This is a genomic window from Sporacetigenium sp. TC11 (genome assembly GCF_058146105.1).
Map to the genome: position 1 here is coordinate 349,289 of NZ_JBYVNY010000002.1, position 16,655 is coordinate 365,943.

Here is a 16,655-nt window from a genome sequence, read left to right on the forward strand (position 1 = left end):
ATGAGATATTATTATTTTTTAGTTGAAGGTCCTCATGATGAGGCTGCTATTGGGAAGGTACTTCAAATATTAGGATTAAGACAAATAAAAAATAAAGAAGATACACCTTATATATGGCAAGGATTAATTCCAAATAAATATCCTTTTATTGAGGGTAGATTAGAGAAAATAAGTCCTATTCCAGATTTTTATAAGTCTGAAGATGTATGTGTTGCTATAAAAGCAGCTTTAGGAGAAACGAGAATAATATCAGAACTAAATAACACTATAGCAATAATGCAAAGAGAACAATTAAAGCAATTAAATGGAATATTAGTAGTATGTGATGCAGACAACAAAAGCGCCAATGAAAAGTACAATGATTTCATATTAAATATAACAAAAAGAAAAGAATTAAATTTTGATGAATCTTGCTTTATAAATAGAGAAGGATATTTTAAAGATATAAAAATAAAATGTGATATTTATGTATTTCCTAATAATAAAGACAGTGGAACTCTAGAAGATATATTATTGGAAGGAGCAAAAGTTCAATACGATGATTTATTAGAAAATGCTTTAAACTATATAGAAAATGTTGATAATAAGTACAAAAGTAAACTGTCAGTTTCAAAAAATAAAAAGGCAATTATAGGAAGTATGGCCAGTGTATTAAGTCCTGGAGTTGCAAATCAAGTTTCTATAAAAAATGATAAATGGATAGATCAGAGTAATATATTTAAAAGTGAAAAAATACAAATATTATATAAATTTATTGAGAATTTTATAAAGGATTAATAAAATCCGCATAAATAGATACTTTATAATCTATTTATGCGGATTTTAACTTGCACATTTCTAAAACTCTAAGCATATCATATTTATAAATCTATATATTATAATATTTAGATAAAATAATTTGGGGGGGTTGTTATGGTGTCATTTAACATTAAGACTAATCGTGCATTTACATTTATTAGAAAATGGGCATGGATTTTTACTTTGTTAGTAGCTCTAGGTGGGCTTTACTATCCTAGGTTAGGTATTTTGGTTTTACCTATTATGTTGTCACTCACTATTATGTCTTTTTTCAAGGGTAGATATTGGTGCGGAAATTTTTGTCCACATGGAAGTTTATATGATACTGTTTTATTAAAATACAGTAAAAATAAAAAGATACCTAAATTTTTTAGAAGTAGAATACTAGGAATTTTATTTTTTTCCTGGTTTGGATTTAATATTATAAGAAAATTAATTAAAGTATCTTCAATTTATGGTACAGCACCGTTTTTAGATAAATTAGGGTTTATATTTGTTGCAAGTTATTTAATGGTATTGATTATAGGTGTTCCTTTAAGTGTAATTTTAACACCACGTACATGGTGTCAATTTTGTCCAATGGGGATGCTTCAAACACTATCATATAAACTAGGGAAGTTATTAGGAGTAGCAAAAGTAACTGATAAGAAAATAACTATAAAGTGTAAGGAGATGTGTCATAACTGTGGTAAATGCTCTAGAGTATGTCCAATGCAGTTAACCCCATATTTAGAATTCAATAATAATAATCAATTTGATAATGAAAAATGTATAAGATGTTCAACTTGCATAGTTAATTGTCCAGCAAAAGTACTTTCATTATCAAGTAAAGAAGAATCATGTAGGTTTATAAATGAGACTGATATTACATCTTGTAAAGACAGAAAAAATATAAAAGCTAAGATTATTAATATAAAAGAATTAACTGATAACATCATAGAATATACATTTAAATTTATAAGCCCTAACACGGTAAGTTATAAGGCTGGTCAGTTTATTCTTATAAACATACAGGATAATCCTTATATGAATCGAGCTTATTCAATATCATCATTTAATAAAGATGATTCTGTGTTAAGTATAACAGTAAAAAACATGGCAAATGGATATGGGACTCAACTAATGTACAAAACCTTTAAAATTGGAGATTATGTTGAACTTCAAGGTCCAATGGGAAATGAACTTGTTGTTGACAAAACAGCAGAGAAAATTCTATTACTTGCAACAGGTATAGGAATAACGCCATTTTTACCAATAGTTAAGGATATAATAAAAAATCCTAGAAACATAAAAAATGTTAAACTCGTATATGGTGCAAGTTATGAAAGGGATTTTATATATGACGATGAATTTACTAAAATATCTTGTGATAACAATGTTTTTGAATATATAAAAGTGACTTCACGTGATAAAAACTTTAAAGGGGCACATGGGCGTATTACAGATGTTATTAAGGATATTGACTTAAATGATTATAAAATTTATATATGTGGATCAGAGTCTGTCGTTAAGTCAATAATAGAATTTTTATGTGACTTTGGAGCTAATAGAATAAATATATTTACTGAAGGTAACTAAAATTATATAAAATTTTCTAAGCAATAATATAAGAGGCTTTAGATTTAATCTAAAGCCTCTTATTATTATCCAACTATTACTAACTCTTTGTTAGCTTTATTTAATATTTCGCAACCATCTTCAGTTACTAAAACTAGGTCTTCTATTCTAACTCCAACTTCTCCTGTTAAGTATATACCTGGTTCTACAGAGAATATCATACCAGGTTGTACTGTATCAGTATTTATAGAAGATACATCACCCATATCATGACATTCTATACCTATAGAGTGACCAGTTCTATGAGTAAAGTACTTACCATAACCTTTAGACTCTATATAATCTCTAGCAGCAGCATCTATATCACAGAATCTAACGCCAGGCTTAACTATTTGTATAGCTCTTTTGTTAGCTTCTAATACTATATCAAACACTTCTCTTGATTTATCTGATACAGATTTGTAGAATACAGTTCTAGTCATATCTGAACAATAAGAATCTTTTACACATCCGATATCTATTATAACGCTATCTCCTTCTTTAACAATAGTATTATCTGGTTCATGATGAGGGTCAGCGCCATTAGCACCAAAACCTATTATTGGGTCAAATGAGAAACCGTCAGCTCCTAATTCTTCATATATAGAAGTTAGTTCTTGAGCCATTTGCTTTTCAGTAAGTCCTTTAGGCAATAACTCTATCATTCTTTCTACAGCCATATCGTTTATTCTTGAAGCTTCTCTCATGAAATCCTTTTCTTCATCATCTTTATACATTCTAGCTCTATCAACTATTTCAGAACCATTTACAAATGCACTTCCGCCTCTTAAGTCCATAAGTTTTAATAAGAAACGAGCTGGCCAATTTTTATCAACACCCATTGGTTTAGTTTTATCAACATATTGAGATATTATCTCTACACCATCTTGAGTATCGTTAAACCATACTTTTTCAACGCCTAAATCTTCATAAACAGGGAATAATTCATTTATAAATAATTTGTGATTTCCATCTAAATTTAAGTATAGCGCTAATAATCTTTCGCCAGTATGAATCCATTTGCCAGTTAAATAGAATATAGCTGATGGGTCTGCAACTAATAATTGAGGAATATTTTTCTTTTCCATTTCGCTTAGTACATAATTAAGTCTTTGATGTTTCATAAAAATTGCCTCCTAAAATTTGCTTATATTTAGCGTATATGTAATTAAAATGCAATTATATAATCTCGATTATTATATAATTGATTTTAATTATATCATATTATGCAACTTTTCTTGTAGTATTTTGTTATTTTTTTTTCAATTTATTCAATATATCTAAGTTAATAAATATTATTTAGAAAAGTTATTATTTAATATATAATATACATAATTATTGAACTATTATGAATAGTATAAGAGTAGAGTCTGTTTTTAGGGGGTTAGGATATGATAGATGTTTTAAATAAGGAAATAACTAAAATAAGAGAGAAAATGAGAACAAGGGATAAGCTAAAGCAGAGATTAAATAAACTAGAAATAGAATTAGATGAAGAAGAAGAAAAATTAGAAAGTTTTAAAATAGAACTAAGTAAAGAAGAGAAAGATGTCGAATCATTAGAAGGAAAAACTTTAAATTCTCTCATACAAACTTTGTTAGGAAAAAAACAAGCAAAGTTAGAAATAGAAAGAGAAGAATATATAGTAGCTAAAATAAAGTATGATGAATGTAGGAATAAAATCAATACGTTAATTATTCAAAAAAATAATATAAAGCTTAAATTGGAAGACTATAAAAATGTAGATATTATATATAGTAATTTATTACTAGAAAAAGAATATGAAATAATGAATAGTAATAAAGTAGAGAATATAACACTAGGAAGAATAATAGATAAGATATCTAATATTAATTTAGATATTAAAGAAATAAGTGAAGCTTATAGTGCAGGAAATAAGTTGCTAATGACGGTTTATGATACTATAAATTTCCTCCAAAAAGCAAAAGATTGGGGAACATGGGACATCATTGGTGGAGATGTGATTTCGACATTAGTTAAGCATGATTACATAGATGAGGCAAAACGCAATAGCTATAAGATAAAGGAGTCTATAAGTTCTTTTAAAATGGAACTAAGTGATATAAATATAAATTTAAACATAGATATAGATTTAGATTCTTTTACAGTTTTTGCAGATTACTTCTTTGATGGTCTGTTTGTAGATTGGTATGTTCAATCTAATATAAATAATGCACTTTACAACGCACGAGAACTAAAACAAAATATTATAGTTATATTACAAAACTTAGATAATAAAAAGAAAATATCTGAGGAAAAACTAGATAGATTAAAAGAAGAGTACATGCAAATTATAGATAAATACTAATATTATTTCCGGGGAAAATAAATTATAGGTGAATACAATGGAAAAAATAATATTAAATAATTTTAAAGATAAGATATTAAAGCTTAAAGATAAAAACCAATATGATAAAGAAGAACTCTTAATTGAAGACTTTTTAATTAATAAAGAAGATAATATAGAGATATACTATGCAGCGCACAATGAATATATAAATAAAGATGCTAAAATATTTATAGTGAGCATAACTCCAGGCTGGCTTCAAATGGAAAGGTCTATATATACAGCTAGAAAATGCCTAATCCAAAATATGAATTATGATGAAATAACAAAAATATGTAAAATAGAATGTAGACTGTATGGTACTTCAAGGACAAATACTATAAATATGCTAAATGAGCTAAAGCTTAATAATTATCTAGGGTTAGATGATTGCGAAGAATTATTTGGATATGAAAATGCATATCTTCATACTACATCAATTATAAAGCATACTGTATTTATAAATGAAAAGAATTATACAGGTCATAATCCTAGAATATTAAAATCAAATATACTTAGAGAATATGTATATAATGATTTTTTAGATGAATTACAAATGTTAAACAACAGTTTTATAATACCTCTTGGAAAATCAGTAGAGGAGGTAATGAAACAATTAATAAATGAGAATATAATAAGTGAAGATCAATGTTTATTTGGATTTCCACACCCATCAGGAGCCAATGGACATAGAAAAACTCAATTTAATAAAAATAAAGAAAATATGATGGAGAAGATAAGTTCATATTTAAAATGATAATTTAAAAAGAGGTGCAATAATCTGCACCTCTAATTTTTATTAAACAATATTATTTTTCAAACAAATTCTTATCTATATTTTTAACAGCTTTATCTGCAAATTCTGTAGTAACTATATTGTCGTAGTCAGCACGCTCATCTAATTGACCAGCAAGTTCTATTATATCCATTAAATGTTCTAAGCTATCCTCAGTCAATACTGGTGTATCAGACCAAGCATCTATAGCTTTATATCTATCAACAACAGTTATTAAATCTTCTAAAGATAAGTCAGTAAAAAATGGTTGAACAGCTTTAGCTATATCTTGAGAAGAATTGTTTTGAACCCATAACTGACCTTTGTATATAGCATTTGTGAAACTTTGTATTACTTGAGGGTTTTCTTCTATATATGATTGTGTAGCAGAGTAAGCAGTATATGGTAAGTCTCCTGATTCTTCACCTATTGATAAAACTATATGACCTTTACCTTGCTTTTCCATTTGAGTTGCAACTGGTTCAAATAAAGAAACATAGTCTCCCTCGCCAGCTGCAAATGCTCCTGCGAGTACCCCAAATTGCACATCTGTACGAATGTTTACTTCGCCAGTTGCTGTATTTTCACCTATTTTTAAATCATTGTTTTTTACAACATATTCTAGTGCCATTTCAGGCATTCCACCAGCTCTTCCGCCTAGTATTGTTTTTCCTTTTAACTTATCAAATGAGAAGTTATCATCTGCTTCTCTAGCTACTAAGAAACTTCCATCCCTTTGTGTAAGTTGAGCAAAGTTTATAGCATGATTATTACTATCCTTGGTAGATACATAAACAGAAGCTTCTGGCCCCATAAAACCTACATCAACTTCTCCAGAAAGTAGAGCAGCCATGGTCTTATCTGCGCCTTGTGTATTTATAAGCTCTATATCAAGACCCTCTTCTTCAAAGAAACCCTGACTTATAGCAGCATATTGTGGAGCATAAAAAATTGAGTGTGTAACTTCAGCTAGTTTTATTTTTGTAAGTTCTTTAGGTTTGCTTTGAGTACACCCTGTAAGTGCTAATACAAATATAAGCATAACACTTACAATTGCTGACAATTTTCTAAAACGTTTCATAGATAATCCTCCTTGAATATTTTGTATCGTATACACATATAATATTAAATTATGTTATTTTATGTGCTATTTAGATTTATATATTTTTTCAATTAGGTTCACAGCTTGATACATTACAAGGGCACATACAGCAAGAACAGCAACACCCATCATAACAATATCTAATCTAAATACTTGACCACCGTAAACTATTAAATAACCTATTCCATATCTTGAAACTAAAAATTCTCCAACTATAACCCCTACCCATGACATACCTATATTTATCTTTGTAATGTTTATTATGTTTCCTATATTTGAAGGTAGTATAAGTTTAGTTAAAACCTGATATTTACTAGCACCGAAGCTTTTTAGCATTTTGATTTTTTCTTCGTCTACATTTGTAAAGTAATTATATGCAGATAGAATTGTAACAACTAATGATAGTGTTATTGCTATTACTACAATACCTTTAACTCCAGCACCTGCCCAAATTATTAATATTGGAGCTAGTGCCGTTTTTGGTAGAGCATTTAATACAACTAAAAATGGATCTAATATCTTTGCAGCTGTTTCAAACCACCAAAGTAAAATGGCAATAATTATACCAAGTATGGTACCTAATACAAACCCTAGGACTGTTTCCCATACTGATATACCTACGTGTTTAAATAGTTCACCGGTTTTTACATACTCTACAAATAAGTTTGCTATATCACTTGGTTTACTGAAGAAGAATGTTTCAATTATATTAAAATCTGCAAGTAATTCCCATAAAATTAAAAATATTATTAAGGTCGCAATTTGCCAAAATAATATCTTGTATTTTTCTCTTTTTTTAGATTTTACGAATTCTGTATATGCCGAGGTTATATTAGATCTTTTCATAAACATCAAGCTCCTTCCATAATAAATCGAAGTAGTCTTTGAATTCTGGAGCTTTACGAGCAGCAAGAGGAGTTTTTTCTTCGTCGATTGTTAGATTTATATCGTAAACGTTTTTTATTGTGGTAGGGCGTTTCGATAAAACAGCTACTTGATCTGCCATGGATATAGCTTCTGGTATATATTTTAAATGGCAACTAAAGTCTAATAATCTAGAATAGATATTTATGTATATTTTTAATATGTAGGATAATATTCTAGAGTTGCTTTGTGTTAGGTTAAAGGAGAAAAATTCTTATACATAGAATAATTTAAGATATAGAATTAAATTATTTATAATTATATGCATTGTAAAGTTCATAAAATAAGGGAGAACGAGTAAAAATGAAGTTTATTCAAGGTTGGGTAAATAATAGAGGCGTGAAAATACAATATATTGATAATGGCATAAATGATACTAAAAAAGCTACATTATTAATTTGTTCAGGATTATCAGAATCAGCAGAAATATCTGAAGATACAAAATATCAAGATGAGTAAAATATATGTTGTAATTTACCAGTAACATTGTATTTTAGGAGGAAGTATATGAAAAGTAATTTATTAAAAAGATTAATCCCATTATCAGTAATTTCAACAATTGTTCTAGTGTCATTTTCAGGATGCGCTAAATCTGAAGAGAGTAAAGAGAATGTTAAAGCAACTTCGGTGACTCAAGCTACAAGCGAAGTTTATAAAAGAGATGAAGTTGTTACTTCAATTAGCACTGCAAAACAATTATTAGTTGATGGGAACAAAAGATATGTATCTGGAAAGGTTTTGAATGATGATTTAAGTAATGAAAAGAGAAAACAATTAGTTAGTAAAGGACAGCATCCTTTTACAGTGATAGTAAGCTGTTCTGACTCCCGTGTACCACCTGAAGTTATATTTGACCAGGGTCTTGGTGATTTATTTGTAATAAGAGATGCAGGCAATATTGTTGACACTGTAACTTTAGGAAGTATTGAATATGGCTCAGAGCATGCAGGCGCGGTACTCGTTGTGGTTTTAGGACATGAGAAGTGTGGTGCTGTAAAAGCTACTGTAGATGGTGGAGAAGCACCTGGCAACATAAAGGACATTGTTGAAAAGATTAAACCTGCTTATGAAAAAGTTAAAGATTCGAGCGATAAAAAAGAAGATTTATATGAAAAGTGTACTGATGAAAATATCAAAAACACAATTGCAGATATAAAGAAGAGTCCAATTATTCAAAAACTTGAAGAAGAAAAGAAAGTTGAAGTTATAGGAGCTAAATATCATATAGAAACAGGAGAAGTAACTTTTACTGAATAATCAGCTAGTATTAACTTTTACAGAAATAAATATTTTTTAAAAAGTAGGGAACCACCAAATTTTCATTGGTGGTTTATTCTTATTTAATTCAAATTCTATATATCTGTTCTTAATAGTGCATTTAGATAAATTTTTAGGGTGAAGTCCAAGTTTTCTAAATTTATCTCTATACATTCTTCCTAGTATAAGTACTGTTATATAAATAAAGTTGCCATCATAGTAGGAATAACATCACAAGCTTCATTAGCATTTTTATTAGCTATATTAAATTGGAGAAATAAATTTATATAAATACTATATTCTCAGAGATTCACCAGGTTTAAGTATCTCAACTAAACAATCATCTAAATGATCACTCAATTTTATAGGATCTTGTTTTATAAAATCAAATGTATCGTAGTGGATAGGTATAACTTTTTTAGGTTTTATAAATTTACAAGCAACAGAAGCATCTTTTATATCCATAGTAAATGTTCCACCTATAGGTAACATAGCAATATCTATATTTTCAAATTCTAGTAATTTCATATCCATAGTAAGGCCTGTGTCTCCAGCATGATAAATAGTAATATTTTCGTTACAAATTAAAAATCCACATGGGTTTCCCGCATATATAATATTATTATCTTCTTCTATAGATGACCCATGTAGCGCTGGTGTCATTTTTACAATGCCAAAATCAGTAAGTATTTTTCCTCCAATATGCATAGGAAGGGTATTTATATTATATTTAGATAAATATAAATGTATTTCATAATTACATATAACTTTGGAATTAAATTTTTTAGATATTTCTATTGTGTCTCCCAAATGATCACTATGTCCATGAGTAACTAATATATAATCTATACTAGGTAAATCATATATATTAATAGGACAGATAGGATTGCCTGATATAAATGGATCTATTAATATAGATAAGTTATTATAGTTAATTAGAAATGCAGCATGACCTAAGTACTTAATATTCATATAAAAAACCTCCTAATAAAATGTTACTTTTAAGTATAGTCTTAATAACAGAATTAGTAAACAAACAAAAATTAAGTCATTATATAGTCATTCACAAATATAGTTGTTATATAATAATGACTTAATTTTTCATATTAATCATCACAGCATCTTTCACACTCTACATGTCTAGGTGGAACGGGTTTGCCATATATCCAACAGAAAATAGTTTTACAAGGTTTGCTACATTTTGCTCATATTGTATGTCAAGGTAGAACGGGGGCATAACACATCGAACAGAAACTAGTTTGAGGAAGTTTATTTATTTTACAACTTTGTATATATTTATCAATTTTTAAATTAGAGATTAATATTTCTCCATTATTATTGCATTTTCTTTATCTGTAAGCTTTTCATATGACAAAGTAATGCTTTTTTCTTTTTCACATCCAGATAATATTAATAATGATAATAAAATAGTTAATATTAAATATAATTTTTTCAAGGTTATTCCCCCCTTTATGTTATTAAGGATAATTATACCATGATATGTATTTTAAATTTTGAGATAATTTTACTATATTTAAATACTAAAAAATCAATACGTTTGATATATTTAAGAAAATAAGTTTTAATATAATAAAGGTATAAATAATGCTCATATAACAATATGCATTTTAAAAAAAGTAGGGGGAATAACATGGAAAAAGATGATATTTGGATTACAGTAGTAATTATTTTAATTGTAGCTTTATTATATTTATTATCAGTTAGTCATAAACAAGCTAGTATATTGACTACTATTTTTTTAGAAGAAACAGGCAGTATGACTAATCTAGATGATCAATCACAAGCTATTGAAAGCGTAATCAATAAAAAGGTTACTAACAAAGAAAAAAATGAAATACTTAAAAGAGAGAAAGAAAATATATGCTCAGTAGCTTCTTGGTTAATTAGTTTATATAGATACTCTATTGATAACAAAGATATTAGGCATTTATCTGTTGAAGCAGCAGATGGCAGTTTAAAGATAACAGACTACATAAACACTCTTATAGATAAAGATATTAGTGATTTTGATGAAAAAGATATAAGTTTTTTGAAAAACTATAAAGCTAAGTTGCCTATAGTATCTAAAAATGCTAGTGAAATTATAAATAAAGTTGAAGAAGCATTTATAATTCCTTTTTATACTGAAAATCACATAAAAGACAATATTCTTAGTATTTCAAATACTGTTATAAAGTAATCATAATACAAAAGACCATATAGCATAAACTATATGGTCTATTATTTTTACAAGATGCTGAGGATTTCAAAAGCAATTTCCTTACTCAATTTGATACAACTGAACTAATTACAGAAATAACACTACCCATCATGAGTATACATGCCAACTTACACTTTCAGAAAACTTCTTCCAATTAAGAATATCAACTACTAGTGAAAACATAATAACTAATCCTATAATAGATACAATAGTAACATCTAAGGCTTAAGCTCATGGGTCCTCTATTCTATAAGTTTTAATAAATCTATCTATTTTTGTGTTATTTATATTTTGATTTTGGTTACGATTTTAAGTGCTATTTTACATTTTGCACCCCAAAAGTAAACTTGTTAATATTTATGATGATCTTTTAGGTTTACAATATAAGAATAAAATGATAAAATAAAACTGTATTAGCTGTATTACTATCGATAATACAGTTGATACAAAGGAGGGTGAATATGTTTGAAGTAGATTTAAGAAGTAGGCTTCCTATTTACGAGCAATTAGTAGATAAGTTTAAAGAACTTATAATAAGTGAAGTTTTGAAGACTGATGAACAACTTCCATCAGTTCGAAGCTTAGCACAAGAGTTAACTATAAACCCAAATACTATTCAAAAGGCTTATAGAGAGTTAGAAAGACAGGGATATATATACTCATTAAAAGGAAAAGGAAACTTTGTAAATAGGTCTATACAAAATGTTAACTCAGAAAAACTAAACAAATTAAAGGAAGAACTAAAAAAGATATTATCAGAAGCAATTTATCTCGGTATGAAAAAAGAAGAAATAGTAGACATAGTTTGTGAAATAGACAAAATGCTAAAAGGGGGGGAAATCCATGATTTCGATGAAGAATGTAAGTAAAGCTTATGAAGACGTATATGCTTTAAATGATGTTGATTTAAGTATAGACAAAGGGTCGATTTATGGTCTTATAGGATCAAATGGAGCGGGAAAAACTACTCTTTTAAAAATCATGAGTGGTGTTTATAAACAAGATAGTGGAAGTGTATTAGTAAATAGTGAAACTGTTTTTGAAAATGAAGATATAAAGTCAAAGCTTATATTTATTCCAGATAATCCTTATTTTTTTCCACAATATACAATAGATGATATGGCAAAGTTTTATATGAGCATCTATAAAAGCTTTAGCCGTGAAAGATACGAAAAGCTAAAAGATGTTTTTAAAATCGAAACCAATAAAAAAGTATCGAGCTTATCTAAGGGGATGAAAAGACAGGTTGCATTTTGGTTAGCTTTATCAATAATGCCAGAGATTTTAGTGTTAGATGAACCGCTCGATGGACTAGACCCAGTTATGAGACAAAAGGTGAAAAATCTAGTTATACAAGATGTAGCAGATAGAGAAATGACTGTAGTAATATCTTCTCATAACTTAAGAGAACTTGAGGATTTATGTGATCACATAGGTATATTACATGGGGGTAATGTTATAGTTGAAAAAGATATAGATGATTTAAAATCTGATGTTCACAAAATACAGGTTGCATTTAAAGAAGATATTCCAGATGAGTTTTATAATAATTTAAATATTGTTTATAAAGAAGAAAGAGCAAGTGTAAGAATTTTTGTTATTAGAGGATATAAGGATGAGATAATAAAACATTTTAAACAATATAATCCTTTAGTTTTAGATATGTTACCTCTGACGTTAGAGGAGATATTTATATATGAAATGGGGGATATCGGATATGAAGTCAAAAACATCATTGTTTAATAAAGGGATATTAATCAATTCTCTAAAAAGATTTTCGTGGATAGGGATATTTTACTTTATAGCTTTATTTTTAACAGTTCCTATGAAGATTTTAATGTATCATGATAATAATTTTAAGTATATAGATAGACCTTTTGATAATATTTTTAATTTTAACCCAGAAATACAGGCATTCTTAATATTAACTGTGCCAGTTATAACGGCTATGGCATTGTTTACATATCTTCATAGTAAGAAATTAGGGGATTTAATTCATTCTCTTCCTATAAAAAGGGAAAAAATTTATGACAACTACATAGTAATAGGAATAATGATTTTGATAATTCCTTTAATTATCAACGGTATAATCTGTATAATACTTAATTTAAGTTTAAATTTAGATAAATATTATATTATAAATGATGTACTTGTATGGTTTTCAGTAGCAAGTGTTATTAATATTACAGTTTTTTTAGTAAGTGTTTTTGTAGCTATGAATACAGGTATTTCAATAGCACAAGGGATATTAACTTGTATAGTTTTATTTTTACCTGCAGGCTTATTCATGTTTTTAGTTTATAATTTTCAGCTGTTTTTATATGGATTTAATGCAGATTATTATTTATTACAAAGTACAAAACTACTATCCCCTATAATTAGGTCATTTGAACTGGGGCATCAAAAGTATCCAATGACACTTACAGAAGGTTTTATATATGTATCAATATGTATAGTACTATACTTTCTATCTAAGTATTTATATAAAATTAGAAAAGTAGAAGTTTATTCTAATGTAATTTCATTTCCAAAACTAAGACCTGTGTTTAAGTATGGAATAACATTTTGTACTATGTTATTGAGTGGAACTTATTTTGGGCAAACTCAAAACAGCATAAAATGGGCATTGTTTGGATATTTTATAGGTTCGTTAATAGGATATTTTGTTGCACAGATAATAATTAAAAAGTCTTTATATGTTTTTAAGGATATAAAAGGATATATTATATATTCTTTTGTAATTATCTTAGTGTTGATTGGTTCTAAAATAGATATAATTGGATATGAAAAATACGTTCCAGCACTTAATGATGTCAAAAAGGCGTATTTAAGTGAGTCTGTATATTACGAAAATGAAGAGAATAGACCAAAGTTCTATTTAGATAAAAATAATATAGAGAATATAGAATTATTACACAAAAAAATTATAAAAGATAAAAACTACAATGAAATAGATAATAATAGACATGTTAAGTATATGAATTTTGTATATGAGTTAAAAAGTGGTAAAAGAGTAGTGAGAAGTTATGAAATTCCATATAAAAACTATTATAGTTATCTTAAGCCTATTTATGAATCTAGGGAGTACAAAAAAATTAATTATGAAATTTCAGAAATAGATGACAAGGACATAAATAAGATTGTAATTAATTCAATTTTAGATGCATCTAAAAATATGAATTTAGTTGATCCTAATGAAATAAAAGATGCTATTAATAATTTAAGGGAAGACATAAATAATGAAACCTATGAAGAAATAATAGATAACAGAGAGCCTCATGCTACTGTTATTGTTTTATTATCAAATGGAAAAGAAATTTATCTTCCATGGTATAGAAGCTATGATAAGTTTGAGAATTGGCTAGATAAAAAAGGATATATAGAAAATATTAAGGTTATGCCAAAGGACATCAGTTACGTTACTGTAGAAAAAAGAAGTAGTAAAGATGTTTATGTCATAGAGGAAAACAAGAGTAGTGATAGTCTAAAAATAAATGACAAAAATCAAATTAATACTTGTTTAGAAAATTATACGCAAGGAATTAATGAAGAAAGCGAATATATTATAGGTTTTTATTTAGATAATGGAGGCAATGTTTCAGCTACATTTGATAATAGCAATGTACCTGATTTTGTTAAACATTATTTTAATAAATAATATATATTAATATCTACTCTAGGGGTAGTGTAGATTAATATATTAATTGTATAAGGGGTGCTGGTTTTGGTTGTTATTTTTTATCATGTATTACTTTTTGTTGTACTAATGTGTACTATTTCCGCAGTAATACTAGGTAAATCAACATTTGTACTTATAGGGATTTGTGGGATAGTATTTTGTATAGTTGGTATATTAAAAAGAAATTTAAAAAAAGCTATAAAATAGTGGATTTTTTATTTGTTATATCATCTTTAGGAATTACATTACCTTTTATTTATAGATTTATACGATAGAATAAATAAGTGACCTAATTGAGGTCACTTATTTTTTAGGTAAAAAATAGAGGTATAACTGATTATCATCAGTTCCAAAATATTTTATTAACTTTAATGATATTTTTGGCAAAAAACCATACGTGCAAATTTTGTACTTAAATATTGCTTACAATAAAATTGCCTTCAATTATTACTTTACCTGTACCTCCAATTTGTACTTCAATATCTCCACCAACTCTACAAGCATATATATTAATTGCACATGGAACTTTAATTATATATCCCTGCTCAGCATTTATTGATAGGCTTTTTCTGTCAATATAATAGTTATTTAGCAAATATGCACCTAATGCTGCATTTCCAATTCCACATGCTGCATCTTCAATTCCTTCTCTTGGACATATATTTCTTGTATGTATATCAAATGTATCAGTTTTAGTTTCAAAGCAAAATGCTTGTACTTCCCTTACACCAATAGAATCACATAGACTTTTTAGTTGATTTATGTTCCTTTTAACTTTCATTAATCCATCGAAAGATTTTATAGGTACAACCAAGTGACCTAATCCGGTATTAATACATTGCATTGGTAAATTACTCATTATATCATCTTCACTAATACCTAAAACTTTAGCTACTTTGTTCTTTTCCTCAATTATTAGCCCAAACTTTGGTTTTTGTTGTTTCAATTTAACAAAAATATCTTTTTCATTCTGCTCAACAGTAACTTCTTTTATTCCATTTTTTGTCTTAACTAAATATATATCTTTTATTATAGGATTTATTTTTCCTTCCTTTACAAGTGCAATAAATGCAGCAACCGTAGGATGTCCTGCAATTGAAACTTCATTTTCTGGAGTAAAATATCTAATATCAAAATCTATTCCTTGTTCTTTGCTTTCGCTAATATATACTGTTTCAACTAAATTAAGTTGGCGAGCAATGTTTTGCATAATATAACCATCTAACTCTCCTATATCACTAAAGACAGCTGCTGCATTTCCTCCTTGTCCATTATATGTGAAACTATTTATAACACAAAATTTTTTAATTATATCCATGTTATCTCCCCTTCCAACTAGAGTTGCATTCAGCAACTGCTATTATTCTAACTTGATTTTGTTCACCCATTTCAAATATTTCCCTTTTATATTTATAGTTACATTGTAATCATAGCAGTAAATATATTAAATTAGTATATTAAAAATATAGTATAATTATTTAGGTAATAGATAAAATTTAAGATTTTAGTAGTTAGTAGATATATTTAGATTGTATTTTAAAAAAATCTTATTTTTTAATATATATTAATTTGTGATTTGCCATTTAGGGTGTATAGCCTCTGCTATGTCCCCTGAATGACAAAATGTTAATTAATAAAGAATTACTATAATTTAGAGATAATAGAAAAAAGATATAGTATAAGGAAATAAAATTAGAAACAGTATATCTTATTGATTTTGGTTAGGCAAGATTGGCAGATAATAATAAACATCCTTATGATATAGAATTTTCTTATTTAGGGGATTTTTTACTATATTTACTTTATTCTTCATTTGAAGGAAAAGAAGTCATAAAAAATTGCCATGGTATGAAGAATTAACACTAACAAATAAACAAAAACTATTTTTGAAAAAATTTTAGGCTTAGAGCCAGTATATGAAAGTATTAGCGAGATTGAAATAGATTTTATAGGAG

18 protein-coding genes are annotated in these 16,655 nt (G+C 27.4%); 11 read left to right on the forward strand and 7 right to left on the reverse strand.

Translation table 11 applies throughout. The features are described from left to right. The gene (locus ACUSRV_RS04665; protein WP_490140758.1) at window positions 1-777 is read left to right on the forward strand and encodes a DUF3226 domain-containing protein; all 777 of its coding nucleotides are present in this window, start codon (window positions 1-3) and stop codon (window positions 775-777) included. A 135-nt stretch (window positions 778-912) separates the two neighbouring features. Continuing rightward, the gene (locus ACUSRV_RS04670) at window positions 913-2,376 is read left to right on the forward strand and encodes a 4Fe-4S binding protein (protein WP_490140759.1); all 1,464 of its coding nucleotides are present in this window, start codon (window positions 913-915) and stop codon (window positions 2,374-2,376) included. A 65-nt stretch (window positions 2,377-2,441) separates the two neighbouring features. Here ACUSRV_RS04670 and ACUSRV_RS04675 read toward each other — a convergent pair whose 3' ends face one another. Beyond that, complete coding sequence (locus tag ACUSRV_RS04675; protein ID WP_490140760.1) at window positions 2,442-3,518, reverse strand: M24 family metallopeptidase; 1,077 nt, start codon at window positions 3,516-3,518, stop codon at window positions 2,442-2,444. 267 nt (window positions 3,519-3,785) lie between these two features. Between ACUSRV_RS04675 and ACUSRV_RS04680 the strand changes: the two genes are divergently transcribed. Together ACUSRV_RS04680 and ACUSRV_RS04685 are read left to right on the forward strand one after the other, a co-directional pair. Continuing rightward, window positions 3,786-4,724, forward strand: a complete 939-nt coding sequence (locus ACUSRV_RS04680; RefSeq protein ID WP_490140761.1) for a hypothetical protein — start codon at window positions 3,786-3,788, stop codon at window positions 4,722-4,724. Between the two features lie 37 nt (window positions 4,725-4,761). Then, window positions 4,762-5,499, forward strand: coding sequence for a hypothetical protein (locus tag ACUSRV_RS04685; RefSeq protein ID WP_490140762.1), 738 nt, complete (start codon window positions 4,762-4,764; stop codon window positions 5,497-5,499). 52 nt (window positions 5,500-5,551) lie between these two features. Here the strand turns inward: ACUSRV_RS04685 and ACUSRV_RS04690 are convergent, their stop codons facing one another. From ACUSRV_RS04690 to ACUSRV_RS04700, 3 genes are all read right to left on the reverse strand, one after another. After that, complete coding sequence (locus ACUSRV_RS04690) at window positions 5,552-6,598, reverse strand: ABC transporter substrate-binding protein (protein WP_490140763.1); 1,047 nt, start codon at window positions 6,596-6,598, stop codon at window positions 5,552-5,554. Window positions 6,599-6,664: 66 nt separating this feature from the next. Continuing rightward, a complete protein-coding gene (locus ACUSRV_RS04695; RefSeq protein WP_490140764.1) occupies window positions 6,665-7,465 on the reverse strand; it encodes an ABC transporter permease in 801 nt (266 codons plus the stop codon). After that, a complete protein-coding gene (locus tag ACUSRV_RS04700) occupies window positions 7,452-7,625 on the reverse strand; it encodes a hypothetical protein (RefSeq protein WP_490140765.1) in 174 nt (57 codons plus the stop codon). Before ACUSRV_RS04700 ends, ACUSRV_RS04695 begins: the two co-directional genes overlap by 14 nt. A gap of 221 nt (window positions 7,626-7,846) precedes the next feature. Here ACUSRV_RS04700 and ACUSRV_RS04705 point away from each other — a divergent pair, with 221 nt between their 5' ends. Both ACUSRV_RS04705 and ACUSRV_RS04710 read left to right on the forward strand, forming a co-directional pair. Beyond that, window positions 7,847-8,002, forward strand: coding sequence for a hypothetical protein (locus ACUSRV_RS04705; protein ID WP_490140766.1), 156 nt, complete (start codon window positions 7,847-7,849; stop codon window positions 8,000-8,002). Between the two features lie 108 nt (window positions 8,003-8,110). Then, complete coding sequence (locus ACUSRV_RS04710) at window positions 8,111-8,800, forward strand: carbonic anhydrase (protein ID WP_490140767.1); 690 nt, start codon at window positions 8,111-8,113, stop codon at window positions 8,798-8,800. A 294-nt stretch (window positions 8,801-9,094) separates the two neighbouring features. On the opposite strand, the gene ACUSRV_RS04715 is transcribed toward ACUSRV_RS04710, so the two are convergent. Next, complete coding sequence (locus ACUSRV_RS04715) at window positions 9,095-9,772, reverse strand: metal-dependent hydrolase (RefSeq protein ID WP_490140768.1); 678 nt, start codon at window positions 9,770-9,772, stop codon at window positions 9,095-9,097. A gap of 346 nt (window positions 9,773-10,118) precedes the next feature. Beyond that, the gene (locus ACUSRV_RS04720) at window positions 10,119-10,256 is read right to left on the reverse strand and encodes a hypothetical protein (RefSeq protein ID WP_490140769.1); all 138 of its coding nucleotides are present in this window, start codon (window positions 10,254-10,256) and stop codon (window positions 10,119-10,121) included. A gap of 195 nt (window positions 10,257-10,451) precedes the next feature. Between ACUSRV_RS04720 and ACUSRV_RS04725 the strand changes: the two genes are divergently transcribed. The 5 genes from ACUSRV_RS04725 (at window position 10,452) to ACUSRV_RS04745 (ending at window position 14,907) form a co-directional block, all read left to right on the forward strand. Then, window positions 10,452-11,000 (forward strand): hypothetical protein, encoded by a 549-nt coding sequence (locus tag ACUSRV_RS04725; protein ID WP_490140770.1) that lies wholly within the window; start codon window positions 10,452-10,454, stop codon window positions 10,998-11,000. 482 nt (window positions 11,001-11,482) lie between these two features. Continuing rightward, a complete protein-coding gene (locus tag ACUSRV_RS04730; protein ID WP_490140771.1) occupies window positions 11,483-11,890 on the forward strand; it encodes a GntR family transcriptional regulator in 408 nt (135 codons plus the stop codon). Beyond that, complete coding sequence (locus ACUSRV_RS04735; protein ID WP_490140772.1) at window positions 11,865-12,764, forward strand: ABC transporter ATP-binding protein; 900 nt, start codon at window positions 11,865-11,867, stop codon at window positions 12,762-12,764. Before ACUSRV_RS04730 ends, ACUSRV_RS04735 begins: the two co-directional genes overlap by 26 nt. Beyond that, window positions 12,739-14,679, forward strand: coding sequence for a DUF6449 domain-containing protein (locus ACUSRV_RS04740; RefSeq protein ID WP_490140773.1), 1,941 nt, complete (start codon window positions 12,739-12,741; stop codon window positions 14,677-14,679). Before ACUSRV_RS04735 ends, ACUSRV_RS04740 begins: the two co-directional genes overlap by 26 nt. Window positions 14,680-14,745: 66 nt before the next feature. Beyond that, window positions 14,746-14,907 carry a hypothetical protein gene (locus tag ACUSRV_RS04745; RefSeq protein ID WP_490140774.1) on the forward strand — a complete coding sequence of 54 codons (162 nt, stop codon included), beginning with the start codon at window positions 14,746-14,748 and terminating at the stop codon, window positions 14,905-14,907. Between the two features lie 205 nt (window positions 14,908-15,112). Here ACUSRV_RS04745 and ACUSRV_RS04750 read toward each other — a convergent pair whose 3' ends face one another. Then, complete coding sequence (locus tag ACUSRV_RS04750; RefSeq protein ID WP_490140775.1) at window positions 15,113-16,018, reverse strand: PhzF family phenazine biosynthesis protein; 906 nt, start codon at window positions 16,016-16,018, stop codon at window positions 15,113-15,115. Window positions 16,019-16,655: the final 637 nt, after the last annotated feature.